Annotated in this window: 20 protein-coding genes; 12 read left to right on the plus strand and 8 right to left on the minus strand. The window is 68.0% G+C overall.

The window, feature by feature from the left end:
* Window positions 1-8 precede the first annotated feature (8 nt).
* A complete protein-coding gene (locus ACWDNU_RS17075; protein ID WP_449669536.1) occupies window positions 9-686 on the plus strand; it encodes a hypothetical protein in 678 nt (225 codons plus the stop codon).
* On the opposite strand, the gene ACWDNU_RS17080 is transcribed toward ACWDNU_RS17075, so the two are convergent.
* Together ACWDNU_RS17080 and ACWDNU_RS17085 are read right to left on the minus strand one after the other, a co-directional pair.
* Window positions 658-1,857 carry an MFS transporter gene (locus tag ACWDNU_RS17080; protein ID WP_449669537.1) on the minus strand — a complete coding sequence of 400 codons (1,200 nt, stop codon included), beginning with the start codon at window positions 1,855-1,857 and terminating at the stop codon, window positions 658-660. The two genes, ACWDNU_RS17075 and ACWDNU_RS17080, sit on opposite strands and share 29 nt — an antisense overlap.
* A 311-nt stretch (window positions 1,858-2,168) precedes the next feature.
* Window positions 2,169-2,486: a PadR family transcriptional regulator gene (locus tag ACWDNU_RS17085; RefSeq protein WP_449669538.1), complete on the minus strand. Its 318-nt coding sequence runs from the start codon at window positions 2,484-2,486 to the stop codon at window positions 2,169-2,171.
* A gap of 338 nt (window positions 2,487-2,824) precedes the next feature.
* On the opposite strand from ACWDNU_RS17085, the gene cysC reads away from it, so the two are divergent.
* From cysC to ACWDNU_RS17110, 5 genes are all read left to right on the plus strand, one after another.
* Window positions 2,825-3,382, plus strand: a complete 558-nt coding sequence (gene cysC / locus ACWDNU_RS17090) for an adenylyl-sulfate kinase (protein ID WP_449669539.1) — start codon at window positions 2,825-2,827, stop codon at window positions 3,380-3,382.
* 196 nt (window positions 3,383-3,578) lie between these two features.
* The gene (locus ACWDNU_RS17095; RefSeq protein ID WP_449669540.1) at window positions 3,579-4,586 is read left to right on the plus strand and encodes an ABC transporter ATP-binding protein; all 1,008 of its coding nucleotides are present in this window, start codon (window positions 3,579-3,581) and stop codon (window positions 4,584-4,586) included.
* Window positions 4,583-5,416, plus strand: coding sequence for an ABC transporter permease (locus ACWDNU_RS17100; RefSeq protein ID WP_449669541.1), 834 nt, complete (start codon window positions 4,583-4,585; stop codon window positions 5,414-5,416). Before ACWDNU_RS17095 ends, ACWDNU_RS17100 begins: the two co-directional genes overlap by 4 nt.
* A gap of 3 nt (window positions 5,417-5,419) precedes the next feature.
* Window positions 5,420-6,229 carry an ABC transporter permease gene (locus ACWDNU_RS17105; RefSeq protein ID WP_449669542.1) on the plus strand — a complete coding sequence of 270 codons (810 nt, stop codon included), beginning with the start codon at window positions 5,420-5,422 and terminating at the stop codon, window positions 6,227-6,229.
* 2 nt (window positions 6,230-6,231) lie between these two features.
* Window positions 6,232-6,498, plus strand: a complete 267-nt coding sequence (locus tag ACWDNU_RS17110) for an acyl carrier protein (protein ID WP_449669543.1) — start codon at window positions 6,232-6,234, stop codon at window positions 6,496-6,498.
* Between the two features lie 5 nt (window positions 6,499-6,503).
* On the opposite strand, the gene ACWDNU_RS17115 is transcribed toward ACWDNU_RS17110, so the two are convergent.
* Entirely contained in the window at window positions 6,504-7,892 is a 1,389-nt protein-coding gene (locus ACWDNU_RS17115; RefSeq protein WP_449669544.1) for a condensation domain-containing protein, read from the minus strand.
* A 216-nt stretch (window positions 7,893-8,108) separates the two neighbouring features.
* Between ACWDNU_RS17115 and ACWDNU_RS17120 the strand changes: the two genes are divergently transcribed.
* The 6 genes from ACWDNU_RS17120 (at window position 8,109) to ACWDNU_RS17145 (ending at window position 13,263) form a co-directional block, all read left to right on the plus strand.
* Window positions 8,109-9,362 (plus strand): aminotransferase class III-fold pyridoxal phosphate-dependent enzyme, encoded by a 1,254-nt coding sequence (locus ACWDNU_RS17120; protein ID WP_449669545.1) that lies wholly within the window; start codon window positions 8,109-8,111, stop codon window positions 9,360-9,362.
* 186 nt (window positions 9,363-9,548) lie between these two features.
* Window positions 9,549-9,776: a hypothetical protein gene (locus ACWDNU_RS17125; protein ID WP_449669546.1), complete on the plus strand. Its 228-nt coding sequence runs from the start codon at window positions 9,549-9,551 to the stop codon at window positions 9,774-9,776.
* Window positions 9,776-10,210, plus strand: a complete 435-nt coding sequence (locus ACWDNU_RS17130; RefSeq protein WP_449669547.1) for a hypothetical protein — start codon at window positions 9,776-9,778, stop codon at window positions 10,208-10,210. Before ACWDNU_RS17125 ends, ACWDNU_RS17130 begins: the two co-directional genes overlap by 1 nt.
* A complete protein-coding gene (locus tag ACWDNU_RS17135) occupies window positions 10,207-11,148 on the plus strand; it encodes a thiamine pyrophosphate-dependent dehydrogenase E1 component subunit alpha (protein ID WP_449669548.1) in 942 nt (313 codons plus the stop codon). The genes ACWDNU_RS17130 and ACWDNU_RS17135 overlap by 4 nt, the downstream gene beginning before the upstream one ends.
* Window positions 11,145-12,146: an alpha-ketoacid dehydrogenase subunit beta gene (locus ACWDNU_RS17140; protein ID WP_449669549.1), complete on the plus strand. Its 1,002-nt coding sequence runs from the start codon at window positions 11,145-11,147 to the stop codon at window positions 12,144-12,146. Before ACWDNU_RS17135 ends, ACWDNU_RS17140 begins: the two co-directional genes overlap by 4 nt.
* Entirely contained in the window at window positions 12,139-13,263 is a 1,125-nt protein-coding gene (locus ACWDNU_RS17145) for a 2-oxo acid dehydrogenase subunit E2 (protein WP_449669550.1), read from the plus strand. The genes ACWDNU_RS17140 and ACWDNU_RS17145 overlap by 8 nt, the downstream gene beginning before the upstream one ends.
* Before the next feature lie 21 nt (window positions 13,264-13,284).
* Here the strand turns inward: ACWDNU_RS17145 and ACWDNU_RS17150 are convergent, their stop codons facing one another.
* Genes ACWDNU_RS17150 through ACWDNU_RS17170 form a run of 5 tightly spaced genes read right to left on the minus strand, consistent with a single transcriptional unit; the run spans window position 13,285 to window position 17,925 of the window.
* Entirely contained in the window at window positions 13,285-13,548 is a 264-nt protein-coding gene (locus ACWDNU_RS17150) for a phosphopantetheine-binding protein (protein ID WP_449669551.1), read from the minus strand.
* Window positions 13,545-14,474, minus strand: coding sequence for a hypothetical protein (locus ACWDNU_RS17155; RefSeq protein ID WP_449669552.1), 930 nt, complete (start codon window positions 14,472-14,474; stop codon window positions 13,545-13,547). The genes ACWDNU_RS17150 and ACWDNU_RS17155 overlap by 4 nt, the downstream gene beginning before the upstream one ends.
* A gap of 12 nt (window positions 14,475-14,486) precedes the next feature.
* Window positions 14,487-15,233: a class I SAM-dependent methyltransferase gene (locus ACWDNU_RS17160; RefSeq protein ID WP_449669553.1), complete on the minus strand. Its 747-nt coding sequence runs from the start codon at window positions 15,231-15,233 to the stop codon at window positions 14,487-14,489.
* The gene (locus ACWDNU_RS17165) at window positions 15,230-16,297 is read right to left on the minus strand and encodes a sulfotransferase family protein (protein WP_449669554.1); all 1,068 of its coding nucleotides are present in this window, start codon (window positions 16,295-16,297) and stop codon (window positions 15,230-15,232) included. The genes ACWDNU_RS17160 and ACWDNU_RS17165 overlap by 4 nt, the downstream gene beginning before the upstream one ends.
* Entirely contained in the window at window positions 16,273-17,925 is a 1,653-nt protein-coding gene (locus ACWDNU_RS17170) for a B12-binding domain-containing radical SAM protein (protein ID WP_449669555.1), read from the minus strand. The genes ACWDNU_RS17165 and ACWDNU_RS17170 overlap by 25 nt, the downstream gene beginning before the upstream one ends.
* Window positions 17,926-18,013 lie beyond the last annotated feature (88 nt).

The raw sequence follows: 18,013 nt of genomic DNA on the forward strand, positions 1-18,013 counted from the left end.
GAGCCACGGTGCTGCTTGCCCTGGACTACCCCGGCTACCGCGCGCAGGCGCGGATCGACGACCTCGGGCTGCCCGAGGTGACCAACCTGCTGATCGCGCCGCTGCCCACGGCGACCGACTGCCCCGGGTACGTCACAGACCTGTTGTCCCGCAAGCCACCAGGCCGTGTTGACGCCGTACTCGCCTACTGCGCGTCCGCGCCGCTGGCGGTACGGCTCGTCGCCGAGTTGTCGATCCAGCCACCGCTGGTGCTGTTCGACGCTGAGCCTGTCACCGCCGTGACTGTTCTCGACGCGTATCGGGATGCCGTGCGCCAACTCGGTGTCGATGCCACCGAGGACGAGATCGCCGAACTGTGCCGTGCGGTCGACGCTCCGACAAGGTTTGTCGCTGCCGTGAGGGCCGATCTGCAGCGCCGGGTGTCCCACACTCTGATCGCCGACGGCTGCGACCCTGCCACCGTCGACGATCTCTCAAGCCAGCTCACCGAGGCGTGCCTGGAGTGGTTGACCCACCTGGTTGCCGCTTCGGGCGCCGGTCAGCCTGATCGGGTCGCCCGCACGCTTCGGGTGACCTCGCGGGAGGTCGCGGGCGGTGACATCACTGTGGAGTGCGGTCGTGACGAACTGTTGCGCCACCCGGACACGCGGGCGGCCGTCATGGCGTTCCTCGCAGGAAAACGCTGATCAGTGCCGCCAGCGCCGCGAACACGGCGGCAGCTCCAGCGGCTGCCGCCGGCCCGTGCTGGTCCAAGACCACGCCGGACAGCGGCAGGGCGATAGTGGTGCCGGACGTGACGGCGGTAGCCAGCCAGCCGAACGCCTCGCCCTTGCGATCCTCGGGAACCTGTTCGCCGACCCGGGACGTGATGGCGGCCAGCGACGGTGCGACCGCCGTGCCGCCCATCATCAGCACCGCGGCCACCAGGACGGGGCTCGACGGCATGAGCACGGGAGGAAGCACCGCGACCAAAGCAGCGATGCCAACCGCCGCGAGGGCGAGCCGCAGCGTCAGCAGCGGCCGACCGGCCAGGCGCCCGACGTATAATCCGCCGATCAGCGAACCGATCGCCCAGACCGCGCCCAGCACACCAGCGAGCAGTGGCGCGTTCTGATTCCTGGCCCACGCGACGATCAGCAAGTCCGTCGAGTACAGGGCGATGACCAAAGCCAGAGCCGCTGCCAGGCAGACCAGCATGTTTCGGTTGGCCAGCGGCAGCCTCCGATGCCTTGTCGTCCCAGGCGCCGAAGTCAGCGGGAGGTCAAGCGAGGTCCGGCGCAGCACCCGCGCGAACCCGCAGCTCCCGAGCACCGCGACGGCCGCGATGGCGACCAGTGCGACCGAGGGGCTCCATACCGCGACCGCCGCGGAGGTCAGCACCGGACCGATGACGTAGTTCACCTCTTGGAACGAGGCGTCCAGGCTGTACAGGGCCTCCGTGTCGGCCCCCTTGGACACCCTGGGCCAGACCATCCGCGAGATCTGGGTGACCGGCGGCAGGAAGACACCCGTCACGAGCGCGAGCACGACAAGCAGCGGCCAGGCGGGCGCACCGAGCAGCGCCGGCAGAACGGCCATTGCCGTCAGTCCGGCCGCATACCGCGTGCTGGTGCGCACCAGCACGCGGTACACAGGACCGCGGTCGGCAGCCCGTCCATGCAGCGGTCCGGCCACCGCCTGGCCGAGAGCGAGGGCACCGCCGACCGCACCAGCGATCGCATAGGACGAGGTCCACCTGGCGACCAGGAAGGACACCGCGATCCCGGTACTGGCCAGGTAGAGCCGGCCAGCTTGGGACCATGCCATGAGAGCCGGCAGGTGCGGCAGTGCGGCGAGCCTGCGATACGAGATGGCCACAGAGGTTGTCCCGGGTGTCGTGGAGGTTCTGAGGCGGCGGTCCCCCACGACCAAGGACACCCGAGGAAGGGGACCGCCGTGGGTAAGGACTACCAGACAGCGAGGATCGATACGAGGGCGCTCGCCGTGCCGGACACGGTAAGCGCGGCGATGGCCGAGATCGCCGGGGACGCGCGAGGGCTGTGTTGCGCGGCACGGAAAATGCCGAGGAGCGAGGCATTGCGCGTGCCGATGTCGGCGGCATGAAGAACCCCGCCAGGCAGTGCCGTGGCGGGGTGTTCATCGGCCTGGCCGCCAGTGATCGATGATGCTCATGACGCACCGCCGGAAAGACGCGGGCACAAAGGATCCACAATCCGCGCAGAAGCTTCCGCGCGCGACAGAGCCGCTTGGACCATCCCGATCGCTGCCGGATCAACGCGGTAGTACCGGCGCCGCGGCCTGCCCTCCTCGCGAGTGTCGACCGTCTCCCCTCGGCTGGACAACCAGCCAACCCTTTCCAGCCGGGCCAGGATCGGATGAATCGTGCCGCCGGGAAGCCCCGCTTCGGTGCGAATTTGAAGACCGTAATGCTTCCTCGACGGATCGGTCATCAAGACCCGCAGAACCAGCTGCGTCGACAACATCATCCTAGGCCCCTGGGAAGTCAAAGCGGAACTCTGCTTAGCTCCCTAGGTTGAATACAACCTCCGCAGTTCAACGTCACCTGTTCGGAGGCCCGCCGCCAGCACGGGCCAGACATTCCTCCACCGCTTGCGCTCAGGCGGAGCCGGAAGCCGACGGGACGCATTTCAACGTGCCCGGCCCGGGACACTGATCGGTCGTGCACTCGGTCGCCAATCCCTTACGCTGCGGGCGTGAACGAGCAGGCTGACGGCATCGCGGATTCCTTGCCGTGCCTTACGAAGATCCGAGCGAGTGACATCGCGGCCGGTGTTTTTCCCAGCGAAGGAAAGGAGAGCCGGCGGTGACGGCGTCTATCTGGTTCACCGGTCTGCCCAGTGCCGGCAAGTCCACTCTGGCCGCGGCGTACGCCGAGCGCGTCCGGCGCCGGCGGCGAGTACAGGTACTCGACGGGGATGTGATCCGAGCCGCCTTCTTCCCCGAACTCGGGTTCTCCAAGGCCGACCGGATCTCCAACGTGCGGCGGATCGGCAGCCTGGCCCGGATGTTCGCGGAGCACGGTGTGCTGGCGCTCGTCCCGGTCATCGCGCCCTACCGGCAGGCGCGCGATCACGTCAGATCGGAACACGAAGCGGCGGGGATCCCCTTCGCTGAGGTCTTTGTCGACGCCGAGCTGCGAACTTGCGTCGATCGGGACGTCAAGGGGCTCTACGCCCGCGCCCGGGCAGGCGAGATCACCGGGCTGACGGGATTCGACGATCCCTATGAGGAACCGGAGAATCCGGAATTGCGCCTGCGCGCGGACGTCTGCTCCATCGAGGAATGCCTGACGGCCCTGGACGGTCTGATCGCGGACATCGAATCCGCGGCGGTGCGCGTCGACGCGATTCCGCGCGGCTGACGGCGAAACCGGCTCCCCGGCCGGCGGTCGGCGGGGCTAGACGCATCGGTGTGATGACAACGTTCCCGCGTTCCGCGGGGTGAACTCTGGCATGTTGGACAGCCGCTTCACCGCTCTGATTACATGGCACGCCCGAGCGAATCAGCCCGTTCGGTCGGACACGCCGGCTCGGCACACGAGGCAGCGGAATGGGGAAATGAACACTGTCGAGGTACGAGATCTGACGAAGCGGTTCCGCGTCCGTCGCCGGGACGAGCGCTCGGGGCCGATCCGGAATCTGTTCCGACGCGCGTGGGACGACCGCGAAGCAGTGGCAGGACTGTCGTTCGACGTCGCCGAGGGCACGATCGTCGGCCTGCTCGGCGCCAACGGCGCGGGCAAGTCGACCACCATGAAATGCCTCTGCGGCATTCTCGCTCCTACCGCCGGATCGGTGCGGGTCGCCGGTCTCGATCCCTTTCGCAATCGGGCGAAGGTCGCGCACGAACTAGGCGTCGTGTTCGGCCAGAAGACCACGCTGTGGTGGGACATCCCGGTCATCGACACATTCCGGTTGCTGCGACGCGTCTACGACATTTCCGCCAAGGATTTCGCCGACGTCATGGACACCGTGACCGAGGTTCTCGGGTTGGCCGAATTCCTCGCCACCCCCGTGCGGCAGCTGAGTCTCGGCCAACGCGTGCGCGCCGATCTCGCGGCGGCCTTCATCCACCGGCCGCGAGCCCTGTTCCTGGACGAGCCGACGATCGGGCTGGACATCGCGGCCAAGACCCGGCTGCGCGAATTCGTCCGGCAGGTGTGCGACGACACCGGGGTCACGATCCTGCTGACCACCCATGACCTGCGGGACATCGAACTGCTCAGCGACCGCATCGTGCTGATTGACCACGGCGGCAAGCTGTTCGAGGGAACTCTCGCGGAAACCGTCGCCCGGTTCGCGCCGTACACGACCATCCGGGTGAAGCTAGCTCCGGAAGCAGCGGGGGAAATCACCGTCCCCGGCGCGTTGGCCGAGCGGGAGGACGACGCGACGGTTCGCGTCCGCTTCCGGCGCGCCGACATGCCGATCACCGAGGTGACCAGCCACGTGATGCGGCACTACCCGGTCCGTGACTTCACCGTCGAGGAACCCCGGATCGAGGACATCGTCCGGCAGATCTACGACGACGGCGCCAAGCCCCGCGCGGTCGGAACCACCCGGTGAACCCGGCGGCCGGCATCCGGTGCCCACGCTGGCTGGTCCTGCTGACGGCGTTCGGCCGCCAGGGACTGAACCGCAGGCTGGCCTACCCCGCCGGGTACTGGATGCACCTGGTCAACACGCTGGTCAAGATGTTCGCCGTCTGCACGGTCTGGTTGGTGCTGTACGCGGCGTCCCCCGGGAATTTCCCAGTGCCGACGAGCAGCATGGTCGCCTACGGCGTAATCTCCGCTGTCCTCGGCGAACTGCTCGGCTGGTGGGACGGACCGCACTTCCACATCGCCAAGCGGGTCCGGACGGGACTGATCACCGGCGACCTGCTCCGGCCGATGTCCCTGCCCTACCAGCTGTTCTGCCTGTGGGTCGGCGAATCGTTGGCGGTACTGGGTTTGGTGGTGCTGCCGGCCGCCGCGGCGGCCTCGATCGCGTTCGACGTGGCCGCTCCGGCGAGCGCGCTCGCCGGCGTTCAGTTCGCGATCGGCATCGTGCTCGCCTTCGTCCTGATGTTCTGCCTGAACTTCCTGGTCGGCATGCTCGTCATGCGCACGATGAACCTGTACGGGCTGATGGTCGTCTACCACGCGGTCATCACGATGCTTTCCGGCGTCTGGATCCCGTTGTGGTTGTACCCGCGGTGGCTGGCCGAGCTCACGATGTGGCTGCCGTTCCGCGCCGTCTTCTTCACCCCGCTGTCGGTCTACATCGGCTTCGTGCGGGATGGCGACGCGTGGCGCGACCTGGGGCTGCAGGCGCTTTGGACCGGGGCAGGCATCGGTCTGATCGCCTTGGCCTGGCGCGGGAGCCACCGCAGGCTCGCCGTGCAGGGAGGGTAGCCGATGGGCGAAGCCGGCCGAGTGCTGCGGCAGTACGGGCTCTACCTGCGTCTCGCGGTGCGTAGCCAACGGGCCTACCGGGCGGACACCTGGCTGCTGTCGGTCGGGATCGTCCTGCTCAACGTGATCGACCTGCTGCTGCTGGGCGTGCTGCTGCGGACTTTCGTCAGCCTGGGCGGCTGGACCATCTGGGACGTGGTGTTCCTGTACTCGATGTTCCTCACGGCGCTCGGCGTGCAGTGCCTGTTCACGTCGCACCTGGCCGCGCTCGAGACCATGGTCCAGGACGGCACTCTCGACCAGATGCTCGTCCGCCCGGTGCCGGTGCTGGTGCAGGTCCTCGGGCAGAAGGTGAACTTCAAGGACGTCACCCACATCCTGCTCGGCGCGTTCGGCGTGGTGCTGGCGGCCGACCGGCTCGGCCTGCCGTGGTCGGCGGCCAGGATCGCCTACCTGGTCCTCGCCGTCCTGGGCGGAGCCGCTGTGCTCGCCGGCGTGACCCTGGCGTTGTGCAGTCTCGCGTTCTGGACCATGCGTTCGAATGTCTTTCTGTCCGGCACGCACGAGCTCCAGGAAATCGTCCAGCACTACCCGGCGCACATCTTCGGCTCGTGGTTCCTGCGTCTGATCTCGACGCTGCTGCCGTTCGCCTTCGTCAACTACTACCCGTCGCGCCTGTTGCTGCACCATGACGACGGCCTGCCCGGGTGGCTGCTCGTGATCGGACCGCCGGTCGCGGCGACGGCGGTCGTCGTGCTGAGCCTGAAGGTCTGGAAGGCGGGGCTGGCCCGCTACGAAGGGACGGGAAGCTGACCATGGACAGCGCCTGGGACGCGGACTTCGAACGGATCGTGCTGTCCCACCTCACCTTGCTGCGCCCCGGTGACCGGCTCGGCCCGGACGAACAGCTCGTGCACCTCGGGCTCACCTCGGCGAAGGCGATCGAGCTGATCACCGCGATCGAAAGCGCCTACCGGATCACCTTCGCCGACCACGAGCTGACCTGGTCGAACCTGTCCACCGCCGGTGGCATGTGGCGAATCGTCCAGCGCGCCCGGCCGGCGGACCCGCCCGGTCGGTGACCAGGTCAGCGCGCCGACGGGAGGTCGGCCATGGCCGTGTCCGGACGGCGCAGGCCGGCCCGCAGGATCGCCTGCAGATCCGCGGTCATGCCGGCGACGGTCTCCGGCCGGAACAGGCTTTCGTTGTACTGAACCACACCCGCCGAGCCGGTCGCATCGAACTCGAACGTGGGATTTTCCCGTTCCCACAGGGGACGCTGCCGTTCGTCGGTGATCTCGTAGACCCGGGTGAGCATCGCCTTGGCGGTGCGGGTGAACCTGGCGACCCGGAACGGGCTGGCGTCGAAGGCTCGAGCGGGCACGTCGAACTGGAACCACGACTGGAAGACGGCCTGCGGGGGCCAGGGCCTGGCAGCCTGGAAGCCCGGCCACAACTCCGCCGCGATACTGCTGTACGGTGCCTCGTTTCGGTACGCGGATCCGGTGACGCCCCACAGGTGCCGGACCAGATCCGCGAACGTCCACCCCGGCGAAGCCCGTGCCCGCAGGAACACGACGTTCGTGCAGAGGCCGAGCATGTGCGCGGCCCGCGGGTCGTCACGGGTGGACATCACCGATCCGGTGGTCAGGTCGGTTTCGCCGGTCAGCCGGAACAACAGCGTGTGGTACGCCGCGAGCACCACCACGAACGGCGTTACGCGCCAACGCAAACTCGCTGCCGCCAGCTCGGTCTTCAAGTCGTCGGAAAACGTGAACTCGTGCAAGGCGTAGCGCCACGAACGAAGTCCCGACCGAGGCCGGTCGGTCGGAAGGGCCAGCGGTGGCGGCACCCCGCCGAGCTGATCCGCCCAGTGCGAACCGGTGCGTCGCCCCTCCGGGAACCTGAGCCATTGCGCATCCGCGAAGTCGCGGTACTGCATCATCGGCCGCGCGAGCGTACAGGGCCGCTGGGCGAGCGCGTCCCGGTAGCACCAGAAGAGCTCTCGCCAGAACAGATCCGCCGACCAGCCGTCCATGACCAGGTGCTGGCAGGCGATCATCACCACGTGCTCTTCGGTGTCCACCCGGAACACCCGCGCTCGCACCAGCGGACCGGTCAGCAGGTCGAACGACGCTTCGTCCAGGTCGGCATGGGCCTTGTCCAGCACGGACCGCTGCTCGGCCCCGGAAAGCCCGCGCAGGTCGTCGAACGGCACCTCGAAGCGCACGTCTTCGGGCCAAACCAGAAGCGGCGAGTCGCCCAGCGAACTCAGGGCGGCGCGGAGGATGTCGTGCCTGCCGAACACCATCGCGAACGCCGACCGGAACGCGGCGACGTCCATCGCGCCGTGGATCCGCACCGCCTCGGCGATCGTGAGGTACGTCGAACCCGGATCGGCGGGATTGAGGAACCTGAGGTACTCCCAGATGTGCTCCTGTTGCGGTGCGAGGCGGCACGGCTCGGCCGCGCTCATCGCGGCCTGCCTGAGTCGACCGGGTAGCGCAAGACGTCCGCCTCCTGCTCGGCACATTGTTTGCCAGCACCAAATCGAAGAGCCGCGGCCCATGTTGACAGCGAGGTGATCGGCTGACAAGAGTTGTCGCCGGCGGCCGGAATCCGAGTGGCTCGCCTGATTCCTCTTCGCTCGTCTCGGCCGGAACAAGCGCTGCCACGGAGAAACGGAGAGCACATGAACCAGCCGTTGCTCGCGCAGAACCCGATTCATCCGCGCACCAAGGAGGGCGGCCCGCTTCGGCTGGTTCGCGGGCACGGCGCGATGGTTTTCGACCCGAACGGCGATTCCTGGCTCGATTTCGACAACGCCCGCGGGTCCGTCCTCCTCGGACACGGGCACCGCTCCGTCGCCGACGCGGTCACCCGCGCGGCACGCGGCGACCATGGCACGACCACCGGCTGGAACCCGTCCGTCGACGCAGTTCTCCAGCAGCTCCAACGGTTGTGCGGCGGCACGGTGATGGGCCTCTTCCGATCCGGCACGGCAGGTGTCCGGGCGGCGGTCTGCGCGGTCCAGAAGGAAACAGCGCGCCCATTCGTCCTCAGTGCCGGTTACCACGGCTACGACCCCATGTGGGCCGCGCCGGAAACGGCCGGTGCGCCGAACCCGAGCGGAGTGATCGATTTCTACTACGACCTGCCGCTGCTGGAGACCCTGCTGGCGCGGTACGGCGACTCGATCGCGGCCGTTGTGGTTTCGGTCGAGCCGATCTACTTCCGCGAGAGCTGGTTCAGGCGGCTGCGGGAGCACACGACCCGGCACGGGGTGAAGGTCATCCTCGACGAGGTGAAGTCCGGTCTCCGCTATCGCCCCGGCCTGTTCGTCGGCGACGACGTGCTGCGCCCGGACGTCTGGGTCGTCTCCAAGGGCCTCGCCAACGGGCACCCCCTCTGCGCTGTGGGCGGCGACCCCGGGCTGCTCGCTTCGCTGGACCGAATGACCTTCACCTCTTTCTTCGAGCCCACGGCGCTCGCCGCCGCCGAAGAAACGTTGCGGCTGATGGCCGGCGGCGAGGTGCAACGCGGCATCGCGGAAAACGGCGGCCGGTTCATCGAACACGCACGAGATGTCCTCGCGCGCAACGAGATCCCGATCGAGATCGTCGGTTCCGGCGCACTTTTCCAGTTCGTCTGCGCCGACGAGAACGTCGAGTCCGAATTCTACGAAGCCGCCGCCGACGAACGTCTCGTCTTCTTCCAGAGCGACCACCAGGCGCCTTCCGCGGCGCTGCGGGGCGAAGCGCTCGAAGACGCCTGCGCCCGGTTCACCATGGTGGGCAAGAGGCTCACGAACCGCTTCGCCGGGGTCTCGGTGACCGAGAGGTCGCGCTATTTCGCCGGGTGGTGGGAGATGTGCGGCCTGCTCGACGTCCCTCGGACCGCAGCGGAAACCTCGAGCTGGACAAACCTGCTCATGGCAGAAGCCTGACGTGATCCACCGCGTTCGGACGTATCCGCCCCACGACCCGAAAGCACCCTGGAGAGGGCATGCTCACTAGCGGCAGCCGGCCCGGCACACCCTTGTCGTACGCCAAGACCCCCCGAGCCTGCCCCGGCGGGCGGCGGCGTTCGACCCGGAAACGGGTGCCTCGCTGCGGTTCTCACCGAGTGCCTCGTGGACTCTGCGTTGCCGTTGGCCGAGGTCATGCTCACCGAGCCGGACGCCGGGCTGTCGTGGCACACGCGGAACCACGGTTTTGTCCAGCACGTAGCCGTCTCGGTGGCGCAGCTCGTCCCCGACGCCGCTCTGGTGATGGGCGGGCCGGAAACCCGCACGGTCTTCGAGCGCGAACCGCGGGCACTGCCCGAAGACACGATCCCTTATTCGGCGAGGGCGAGGTGATGAGCGGCATGGTGTGGTTCACCGGCACGATCTTCGGCCGGGACGAGAGCCGCGGGTTCTCCATTCTCACTCTGTACTGCTCGATCCCCCGCCCAGCGTTCGAACACCTCCGCCGACGACCAGGCTGGATCGCCCAGCCGCAGGACGGCGGCTACGAGGTCGTGGCCTCCCCCGCCCGCGACGGGGCCGGCTGCGCACGGATCCGCGATCTGCTCGTCGGGCTCGAACTGCTCACCGTCGCGCGCGAGGCCGATCGCTCCGAGCTGCGGCTCATCGGGGGCCGGGCCAAGCCGATCGGGCGGCGGATGCGCGGGACCCGATTCCGCCCGCGCCCGAACGGGTTCCGGCACGGGACGAGCCCCTGGGACGAGATCGACGAGGCCGCACGGACGGGCCTGCTTTCCACGGCCGCGGCGACGGCGAGCGTTCGATGACGACGACCCGCCGCCCGGGCGACGGAACCCACGCGCTCGACGCCCCGCCGCAGTGCCTGTCCGACGAAGACCTGCGCAGTCTGCTGCTGATCCGGCAGTTCGAACTCGGCTTGCTCGAACTCTTCTCGAACGGAGAACTGCACGGGACCACCCACACGTGCCTCGGTCAGGAATACATTCCCGTCGCACTGGCCCGCTCGTTACGTGACGACTACGTGGTGAGCAACCATCGGGGCCACGGGCACTACCTCGCGCGGCATGACGACCCCGAAGGACTTCTGGCGGAGCTCATGGGCCGCGCGGGCGGCGTCTGCAACGGAGTCGGCGGCAGCCAGCACTTGCACCGGCGCAACTACCTCTCCACCGGGGTGCAAGGCCACAGCCTGCCCGTCGCGGTCGGCATCGCTTTGCACGCACGGGACAACGGGGAAAACCAGGTGGTCGCGGTGTTCGTCGGGGACGGCACCTGGGCACAGGGTTCGGTCTACGAAGGGCTGAACATGGCCTCGCTGTGGAACGTCCCGCTCGTCGTCGTCGTCGAGAACAACGGGATCGCCCAGTCGACCCCGAGCCGATCCCACACGGCCGGTTCGATCGCCGACCGCGCCGCGGCCTTCGGCATCGGCCACGCGGCGGTCCGCACGCAGGACGTGGCGGCCGTCAGAGAACAGGTCGAGCCCCTGATCTCCGCTGTTCGCGAGTCCCACCGGCCGATCGTCATCGAGTTCGAGACGCAACGGCTCGGTCCGCACAGCAAAGGCGACGACACGCGCGACGCCGAGACGGTGGCTGATCTCTGGGCCCGGGACTGGTCCGCACGTTACCGCGACGCCTTCCCGGAACAGTGGGCGACAGTCGAACGACAGCAGCGCGAACGGTTCACGACGATTCTCGGCCAGGTCCAGGCCGCTGCCCCGGCCGTTTGGAGCGGGACGTGACCCGGGTCGTCGAAGACCTCAACTCCGCCTTGCACACGCTGCTCGACCGCGATCCCCGGATCTACGTGCTCGGCGAGGACATCGCGGACCCCTACGGCGGCGCGTTCAAGGCCACCAGAGGCCTGTCCACGCGGTTTCCCCGCCGGACCATCACCACGCCGATCAGCGAAGCCGGGATCACGGGCGTCGCGGGCGGACTGGCACTCTGCGGCAACCGGCCGATCGTCGAGGTCATGTTCGCCGACTTCCTCGCCCAGGCTTTCGACCAGCTGCTCAACTTCGCTTCCAAATCGGTGTCGATGTACGGCAGGACCGTTCCCATGCACCTCGTGGTGAGGTGCGCGAGCGGCGGCGGGCGGGGATACGGCGCGACGCACAGTCAGAGCCCGCAGAAGCACTTCATCGGGATCCCCCACCTGCAGGTCTACGAGATGTCCCCGTTCCACGACAACCTCAGCACCTTCACCAGGATGCTGGACGCGGGCGAGCCCTGCGTGTTCTTCGAGGACAAGACCCTGTACGGACGGCGGACCCGGCACCGCCGCAGGGTGGACGACCTGTTCGAGGTCCGGCTCCTCGACCACAACCACGCCCAGGTGTACATCGACGAACCGCACATCGCCGACGTCGTGGTGATCGCCGCCGGCGGCCTGGCCGATCGCGCGATGACCGCCGCGCGTTCGGTGTTCCTGGAGTCTGAGCGCCACAGCCAGGTCATCGTGCCCTCGCGGCTGTACCCGTTCGACCCCGAACCGCTGCTCCCCCTGCTCCGACGGGCCGGCAGGGTGTGCGTCGCCGAAGAGGGACCCGCCGGCGGCGGCTGGGGCGCCGAGGTGGCCCGGGTTCTGCACGAGCGGATCTGGCGAGACCTGGCACACCCGGTCGTCGTGGTCGCTTCGGCCGCCGAGATCGTCCCGGCGGCCAGGCATCTGGAGCGACAGGTCCTGATCCAGGACGCCGACATCCAAGCGGCGATCGAGAAGGTGCTCGATGCGTGAGATACGTGTGCCACAGCTCAACTCCAACGACGTCACGTACACCTTGCTGACCTGGCTTGCCGGCGACGGCGCCGAAGTGCGGGCACACCAGCCCATCGCCGAGATCGAGACCTCGAAGTCCGTCGAGGTCATCGAGAGCAGCCACGCCGGGGTGCTGCACCACATCGTGGCCGAGGCCGCCGATTTCGCCGTCGACGAGGCGATCGCGTACCACTTCGACACCGCCGAAGAACGTGCCGCTCGCACCGCCGGCGGCTCGGCTCCCGCCGCTCGCTCGCTGGATTTCGTCATCACCAATTCGGCGCGGGAGCTCGTCGAGAAGGCCGGCGTCCCGCAGCACGCGCTGGCGGCGCTGGGCAGGAAAATCATCCGGAGATCAGACGTCGCGGAGCTCCTGTCCGACGGGGAAGCGCCGGCCCCGCCGACACGGCTGTCCCGCGCGCAGCGGCAGATCGCCGAAGTCGTCAGCCTGGCCCACCGCACCATTCCCGCCGCGTTCACGGTGGTGCGTGTGCACCTCGACGCCGCCGAAGACCTGCGGCAACGACTCGGCGAACGCGGCCTCGCCATCGGGCTCCCCGAACTGGTGGTCAAGGCGATCGGGGAAGCGCATGCGGCATTCCCGGCCTTCTTCGCCACGCTGACCGGGGAACACACGCTGTCGCTGTCGGAAGCGGCGCACGTCGGGGTCACCATCGACACGGGCGACGGACTCTACGTCCCCGTCGTGCGCGACGCGAACAGCGCCTCGCTCGCCGATATCGCCGCTCGGCTCATGCAGCTTCGGGTGAAGGCAATGCGGAAATCGTTCCAGCAGCGGGACTTCGAGGGCAGCACCATCGCCGTTTCGATCAACACCGACGCCGATGCCGAAGTGGTGTTCGCCCAGCCGATCGTCCATCCAGGACACATCTGCATGGTTTCCCTCGGCAGCCCGATGTCCGAGGTGGCGCTTTCCGAGGGCGAGCTTCGCCAACGCCGGTTCGTCCACCTGGGAATCGCGTTCGACCACCGCGTGGTCAACGGCCGCGACGCGGTCGGCTTCCTCAAGTCGATCAAGAACAACCTGGAGACTCCCGGGTCGCTCGCCGGACCGGAAACGTCCGCGAAGGACTGATTCCCGGCCGCCGGCCGGGAATCACGCGCGAGAATCCCCGCCAGCCCCGCGAAGTGCCTGGCCAGCCGCCAGCCGCGCGAACGAAGCGACGTCGGCTGCGTCGAAGGCGTCGTCGATCCACACGTCGGTGCCGCATTCGCTGCGCACGAGTTCGACGATGTGCACGAGTTCCATGGAGCCGACCCCCAGCTGTTCGAACGACGCGGCGGGGTCGACCGCCGGGTCGCGCGCCACCTGCCGCACGATGGTCAGAACCTTTTCGTAGACATCCGTGTTCACACTCATGACTCCATCAGCATCGCGACGACCGCCGTACAGGACCGCGGCCCGGTCGTGACGAGCAGGACCACGTCGCCGGCCGCGCTGGTGCGATCCTCAGCCAGCCGGCCGAGACCGGCCAGCACGTCCACGGCGAAGCAATGACCCACCTCGTCCGCAAGCGGCCGGTAGACGTTCTCCGGACCGACGTTCGCGGCCGAGGCCACCAGCTGCCACACGTCGCGGCCGTAGTGGCCGGTCAGCAGGTACCGGCAGTCGCCGACGTCGATCGGCAGCCCGTCGAACGCGTTCGACACCGCCCGCCCGACCAAGCCGGCGGCAGCCTCCGCACCGGCCGTATTGTCCGTGCGGCGGCTCGGGGCGAGTCCGAGGACCTTGAACGACCGTTCCGCCGGCTCCCGAGTGAGCAGACACGCCGCCGCTCCGTCGCTCAGCACTGTCGTGCCGCTCGTCAGATAGCGACTGCCCGCGGCGACCGCGTCGGCGGTGACGAGCAGAACGGACGAGGCGCCCTCGGCCCGGATGAGGTTCCTCGCCGTCGCGAGCCCAGGGCCCGCATCGCCGATCCCGGCTCCGCCCACCGCCAACGCCGGAGTCAGCGGCGTTCCGAGCCGCACCAGAAATTCGCTCAGTGCTTCGCTCACCCCGCGGCCAAACAGCGTCTCCGTGCTGAAAACCACTGAATCGACCGCTGCGCCGCCCGCACTCCGGCATGTCCTCGACGCGCTTTCCGCGGCCATTTCGAGCAGCGAGCGTTCAGCGACCCTGCTGGTGCGCACACCTTGGTCCCGCAGGGTGTCGAGTTCCCGGGCGACTGCTTCGTCCGACAGGTCGCCGATGGGCACCTCGGTCCCTACCGTGTACTCGACGAACGAGAGGTACACCTCGGCCGGCCCGTTCGTCGACGCCAGGTCTTCGACCGCGTTCGCCATGATCCGCGGACCTCAACGTTTCGTGCCGGCCGCCACGAGGAAGAGCATGTGGTCCACAAAGGAACCGTCTTCCTCTTGTACGGCGTGCAGGCGGCGAAACTCCTCGCTGGCGCCGCGGTAGACACGCCGGATCGCCTCTCTGCGGGATTCGGCGATGGCGCCGTTGTCCGACCAGACGTCGACGTTCTCGACCGAGACGTAGCGCTCCAGCGAAACCTCCGCGCAGCCGGACTCCCGCAGCAGCGCGCGCAGATCCTCCGGCAGGAAGAAGTGCCGGCGGACCGGGTTGCGCAGCCGCAGGATTTCGAAGTACTCGTCCCGGTCCGCGGGCCCGTACGCGCAGAGGTTGACCAGGACGAGCCGGCCGCCGGGCTTGAGCACACGCACCATCTCGCGCGTCGCGTCGGGCAGCGTCATGAACTGGATTCCCTGCCGGCACACGACCACGTCGAAGCTCCCCGCCGGGAACGGCAACGTCTCGGCCGGGGCGACGACGAGCTCGTCCAGTCTCGGCTTGGCCTGTTCCGCCATCTCCGCGGTGATGTCCGCCCCGATCACCTTGGCGACCCGCCCGTGGAACAACCGGGACACCAGACCGGTGCCGCAGGCGACATCGAGCACGTGACTCGCGCTCGTCGGCGCGGCGGCACGAAGCACCACCTCGCCGAGTGCGTCGTCCGTGCACCACGAGCTCGACCGGTCGTAGGTGGGTGCGCGGTTCGTGAAATGATCGACGACCGCGTCGTTCTCGATACTCATTCCGCCCTCCACGCAGCTGCGAGCTTGTGCCGTGCCTTGCTCTTGAGCGCCAACCAGAGCACCGTCGCATCCCTGACCCAGCGGAGTGCGCAGTTCTTGTCCTTGCGCAGCGACCGGTATTCCACGCGAACGCGCGACAGCGCACCGCGGACGGCAGTTTCGACACCGCTGGGCCGGCGCACCAGCGCGGCGTTCGGGTCCACGTCGTATCCGAACTTCTTCTTCAAGTCCATGGTCACGCTGTCCACCTGAAGCCGTTCTCGCGCGGTCAGTCCGCGTCGGCTGCCACCGATGAACTTGGCCGAGATGGGTCCCCTGGTGCTGCGCCAGGACTCCGAGAGGCCAGCGGCCCGGCCGGCCTCCGGCGACCGTTGCGGGACCAGCATCGCGGGCTCGACCTGTTCGCCGATGAACGCGCAGAGCCGGGCAACCTCCGTGGCCGGACTGGTGACCAGATCCTCGTACCGGACCAAATGCAGCACCTCCGGTCCCCATGCGCTGAGCGCCGCGGCGGCACGGTTCTGCTGCGCGTTCCACAGCTGTGCCATCCGGAAGGGACTGCAGTACCCGAAGACCGCGCGTTTCGCCGACGATGCCACGTCGCACGGATCACGCACCAGCCAGACGAACAGCGCGTCCGGGTACTCGGCGAGCACCTCCGCCACGTGGTCGACCATGAAGGTGCTCTTGCAGCCCCAGCGAGGCTTGCCCTCGCCGAGCCGGAACTCCTCGTAGATCGCGGCCACCACGCCGAACAGACTGGGACTCGCGCGACGGACCACCCGTTCGCGGTCGATCGGTCGCGGCCAGGGGTGGATGTGCCGCCGGAGCAGGGTCAGCGCGTCCCGCACGAGCACGCGCCGATTGGCCTCCGAAGCCAGATCGCCGTAGGTGTGCGCGAGGGGAGCCAGGTACCGCATGAAGTGCGGCGGATGCGGAATGGCGATCCGGGAGTGCGAGTTGAGCATCAGCCGCAGCAGGTTCGAGCCCGATCGTTCCGTACCGATGATGAAGATCGGGCTCGACGACCTCGCGTCCGTCACGACATCGACTTCGCGCCGCAAGCCATGAGGCTGCTCCCAGCGGCCGCTACTTCCGGATTTCCGACCTTGTCCAGAGTGAAGCGTTCCGAACCAGGCGCCAACCGCCCCGCCGCCGAACTCCAGGCCGCCCGCCAGGACTTGCCCGCGTAGCTGGTCGAACGCTCCAGCCCGTCGTTCGGCTGGGGATGGAAGTACTGGAAGTTTTCGGGGAAGTGCTTGAACTCCATGACCGGACCCGGCTGGTACGCGTCGTAGACGCGCTTGTACGCGTCGCGGCACACCTTCTCCGGCAGGCCGCTGACGTTGAGGAACTCGTCCTCGTGCAGCGCCTGTTCGACCGACAGCCAGTTGAGGTGGTCGATCTCCGAGCGGATCAGGCCCGACGAAATCGCCTGCTGGTACACAGTCGTGCCGGGCATCGCGGACAGGTACTTCACCCGCGTCACGTGGTTGTAGGTCTCCGCGAACCGGACCATGTCGTCCAGCGATTCTTCGCTTTCGTTGGCCAGTCCCACGATCAGCAGCGAACCGAACCGCACTCCCGCGTCGAAGGTGGTCCGCATGGCACGGACGGTGAGGTTCTCGCTGCTGCCCTTCCTCGCTTCGCGCAACACCTCCTTCCCGAGGGATTCCACGCCGTACAGGATGATGTCAGCCCCCGCGTCGCGCATCGCGTTCGCCCGCGGCGCGTCCATGTCCGCACACCGGGTGAGGCAGGTCCACCGGATGTCGTGGTCCTTGATGACATCGCACATCTCGATGGTCTGACCGCGGTGGGAGCTGAATGTCAGATCCACGAAGAAACTGAACTCGATGCCGTACTCGCTCTTGAGCCACGCCAGGTCCCGGTCCATCTTCTCCGGCGATTTCGCCCGCACCTGCGGGGTCGTCCGATAGCAGAACGAACAGTCCATCTTGCAGCCGCGGCTGTAGGACGAGATGATCTGCGGCTGCAGGCCCATCGGACTGTGCGCCTGCGGCCACAGGTCCAGCCGCATCCGGGGCAACGCGTCGAGGTCCATCATCTGACCGCGCGGCCTGGTCCGCTTCGTCCCGCCGTCCGGCGACCGGTAGCAGATCCCGCGGATGTTCGGCAGGTCCGTGGCCCACCGGCCGGCGGCGTAGCTTTCCATCAACTCCAGGATGGTGATCTCGCCCTCGCTGATCACCGCGACGTCGCAGGCCGTGTGCTCCATGAAAATCGACGGCGCCGAGGTCACCAGGGAACCGCCGCAGATGATCGGTACCTCCGGCGCCGCCGCCCGCACCTGGTCCATCAGTTCCCGGCAGAACGGGAAGTTGTCCTCGAACGTGCAGATCCCCAGAACGTCGGTCTGGCCGACGATCTGGTCGTACGCGGATTTGAGCGGATCGAGCGCGTACCGGACATCCACGATCCGCACCGGGTATCCCGCGTTGTGCAGCACCGTCGAGATGTACGTCGCGCCCTCGTAGGGAGACGTGAGAAAGAATTCCCACCCGCGCGGCATGGTGAACGGGGACGGGCCGACGACGAGGGTGAATCGCGGCAACGAACTGTCCGTGCTGACAGGTTCTTCGTCCTGCGCGCGCATCTGGGCCATGTACCGCTGGTCCACCGTGTCATCGGCATTCGTGTAGAGGTTGAGATCCAGAGACTTGCCGACCATTGATCCCCCTTTTTCCGGGCGCGCGACAAAAGCGGTCAACGAGATGCGCCGACGCGCCCGCCGACATTCGGGCGGCGGCGCGAACTCC

This window comes from Amycolatopsis sp. NPDC003676, from assembly GCF_053587275.1.

Bases quoted from the DNA above. Each gene is read 5' to 3' on its own strand.
- ACWDNU_RS17170 (WP_449669555.1), bottom strand. From the start codon at position 17,925: ATGGTCGGCAAGTCTCTGGATCTCAACCTCTACACGAATGCCGATGAC.
- ACWDNU_RS17130 (WP_449669547.1), top strand. From the start codon at position 9,776: ATGAGCGGCATGGTGTGGTTCACCGGCACGATCTTCGGCCGGGACGAG.
- ACWDNU_RS17155 (WP_449669552.1), bottom strand. From the start codon at position 14,474: ATGGCGAACGCGGTCGAAGACCTGGCGTCGACGAACGGGCCGGCCGAG.
- ACWDNU_RS17150 (WP_449669551.1), bottom strand. From the start codon at position 13,548: ATGAGTGTGAACACGGATGTCTACGAAAAGGTTCTGACCATCGTGCGG.
- ACWDNU_RS17120 (WP_449669545.1), top strand. From the start codon at position 8,109: ATGAACCAGCCGTTGCTCGCGCAGAACCCGATTCATCCGCGCACCAAG.
- ACWDNU_RS17105 (WP_449669542.1), top strand. From the start codon at position 5,420: ATGGGCGAAGCCGGCCGAGTGCTGCGGCAGTACGGGCTCTACCTGCGT.
- ACWDNU_RS17160 (WP_449669553.1), bottom strand. From the start codon at position 15,233: ATGAGTATCGAGAACGACGCGGTCGTCGATCATTTCACGAACCGCGCA.
- ACWDNU_RS17115 (WP_449669544.1), bottom strand. From the start codon at position 7,892: ATGAGCGCGGCCGAGCCGTGCCGCCTCGCACCGCAACAGGAGCACATC.
- ACWDNU_RS17085 (WP_449669538.1), bottom strand. From the start codon at position 2,486: ATGATGTTGTCGACGCAGCTGGTTCTGCGGGTCTTGATGACCGATCCG.
- ACWDNU_RS17135 (WP_449669548.1), top strand. From the start codon at position 10,207: ATGACGACGACCCGCCGCCCGGGCGACGGAACCCACGCGCTCGACGCC.
- ACWDNU_RS17095 (WP_449669540.1), top strand. From the start codon at position 3,579: ATGAACACTGTCGAGGTACGAGATCTGACGAAGCGGTTCCGCGTCCGT.
- ACWDNU_RS17110 (WP_449669543.1), top strand. From the start codon at position 6,232: ATGGACAGCGCCTGGGACGCGGACTTCGAACGGATCGTGCTGTCCCAC.
- ACWDNU_RS17145 (WP_449669550.1), top strand. From the start codon at position 12,139: ATGCGTGAGATACGTGTGCCACAGCTCAACTCCAACGACGTCACGTAC.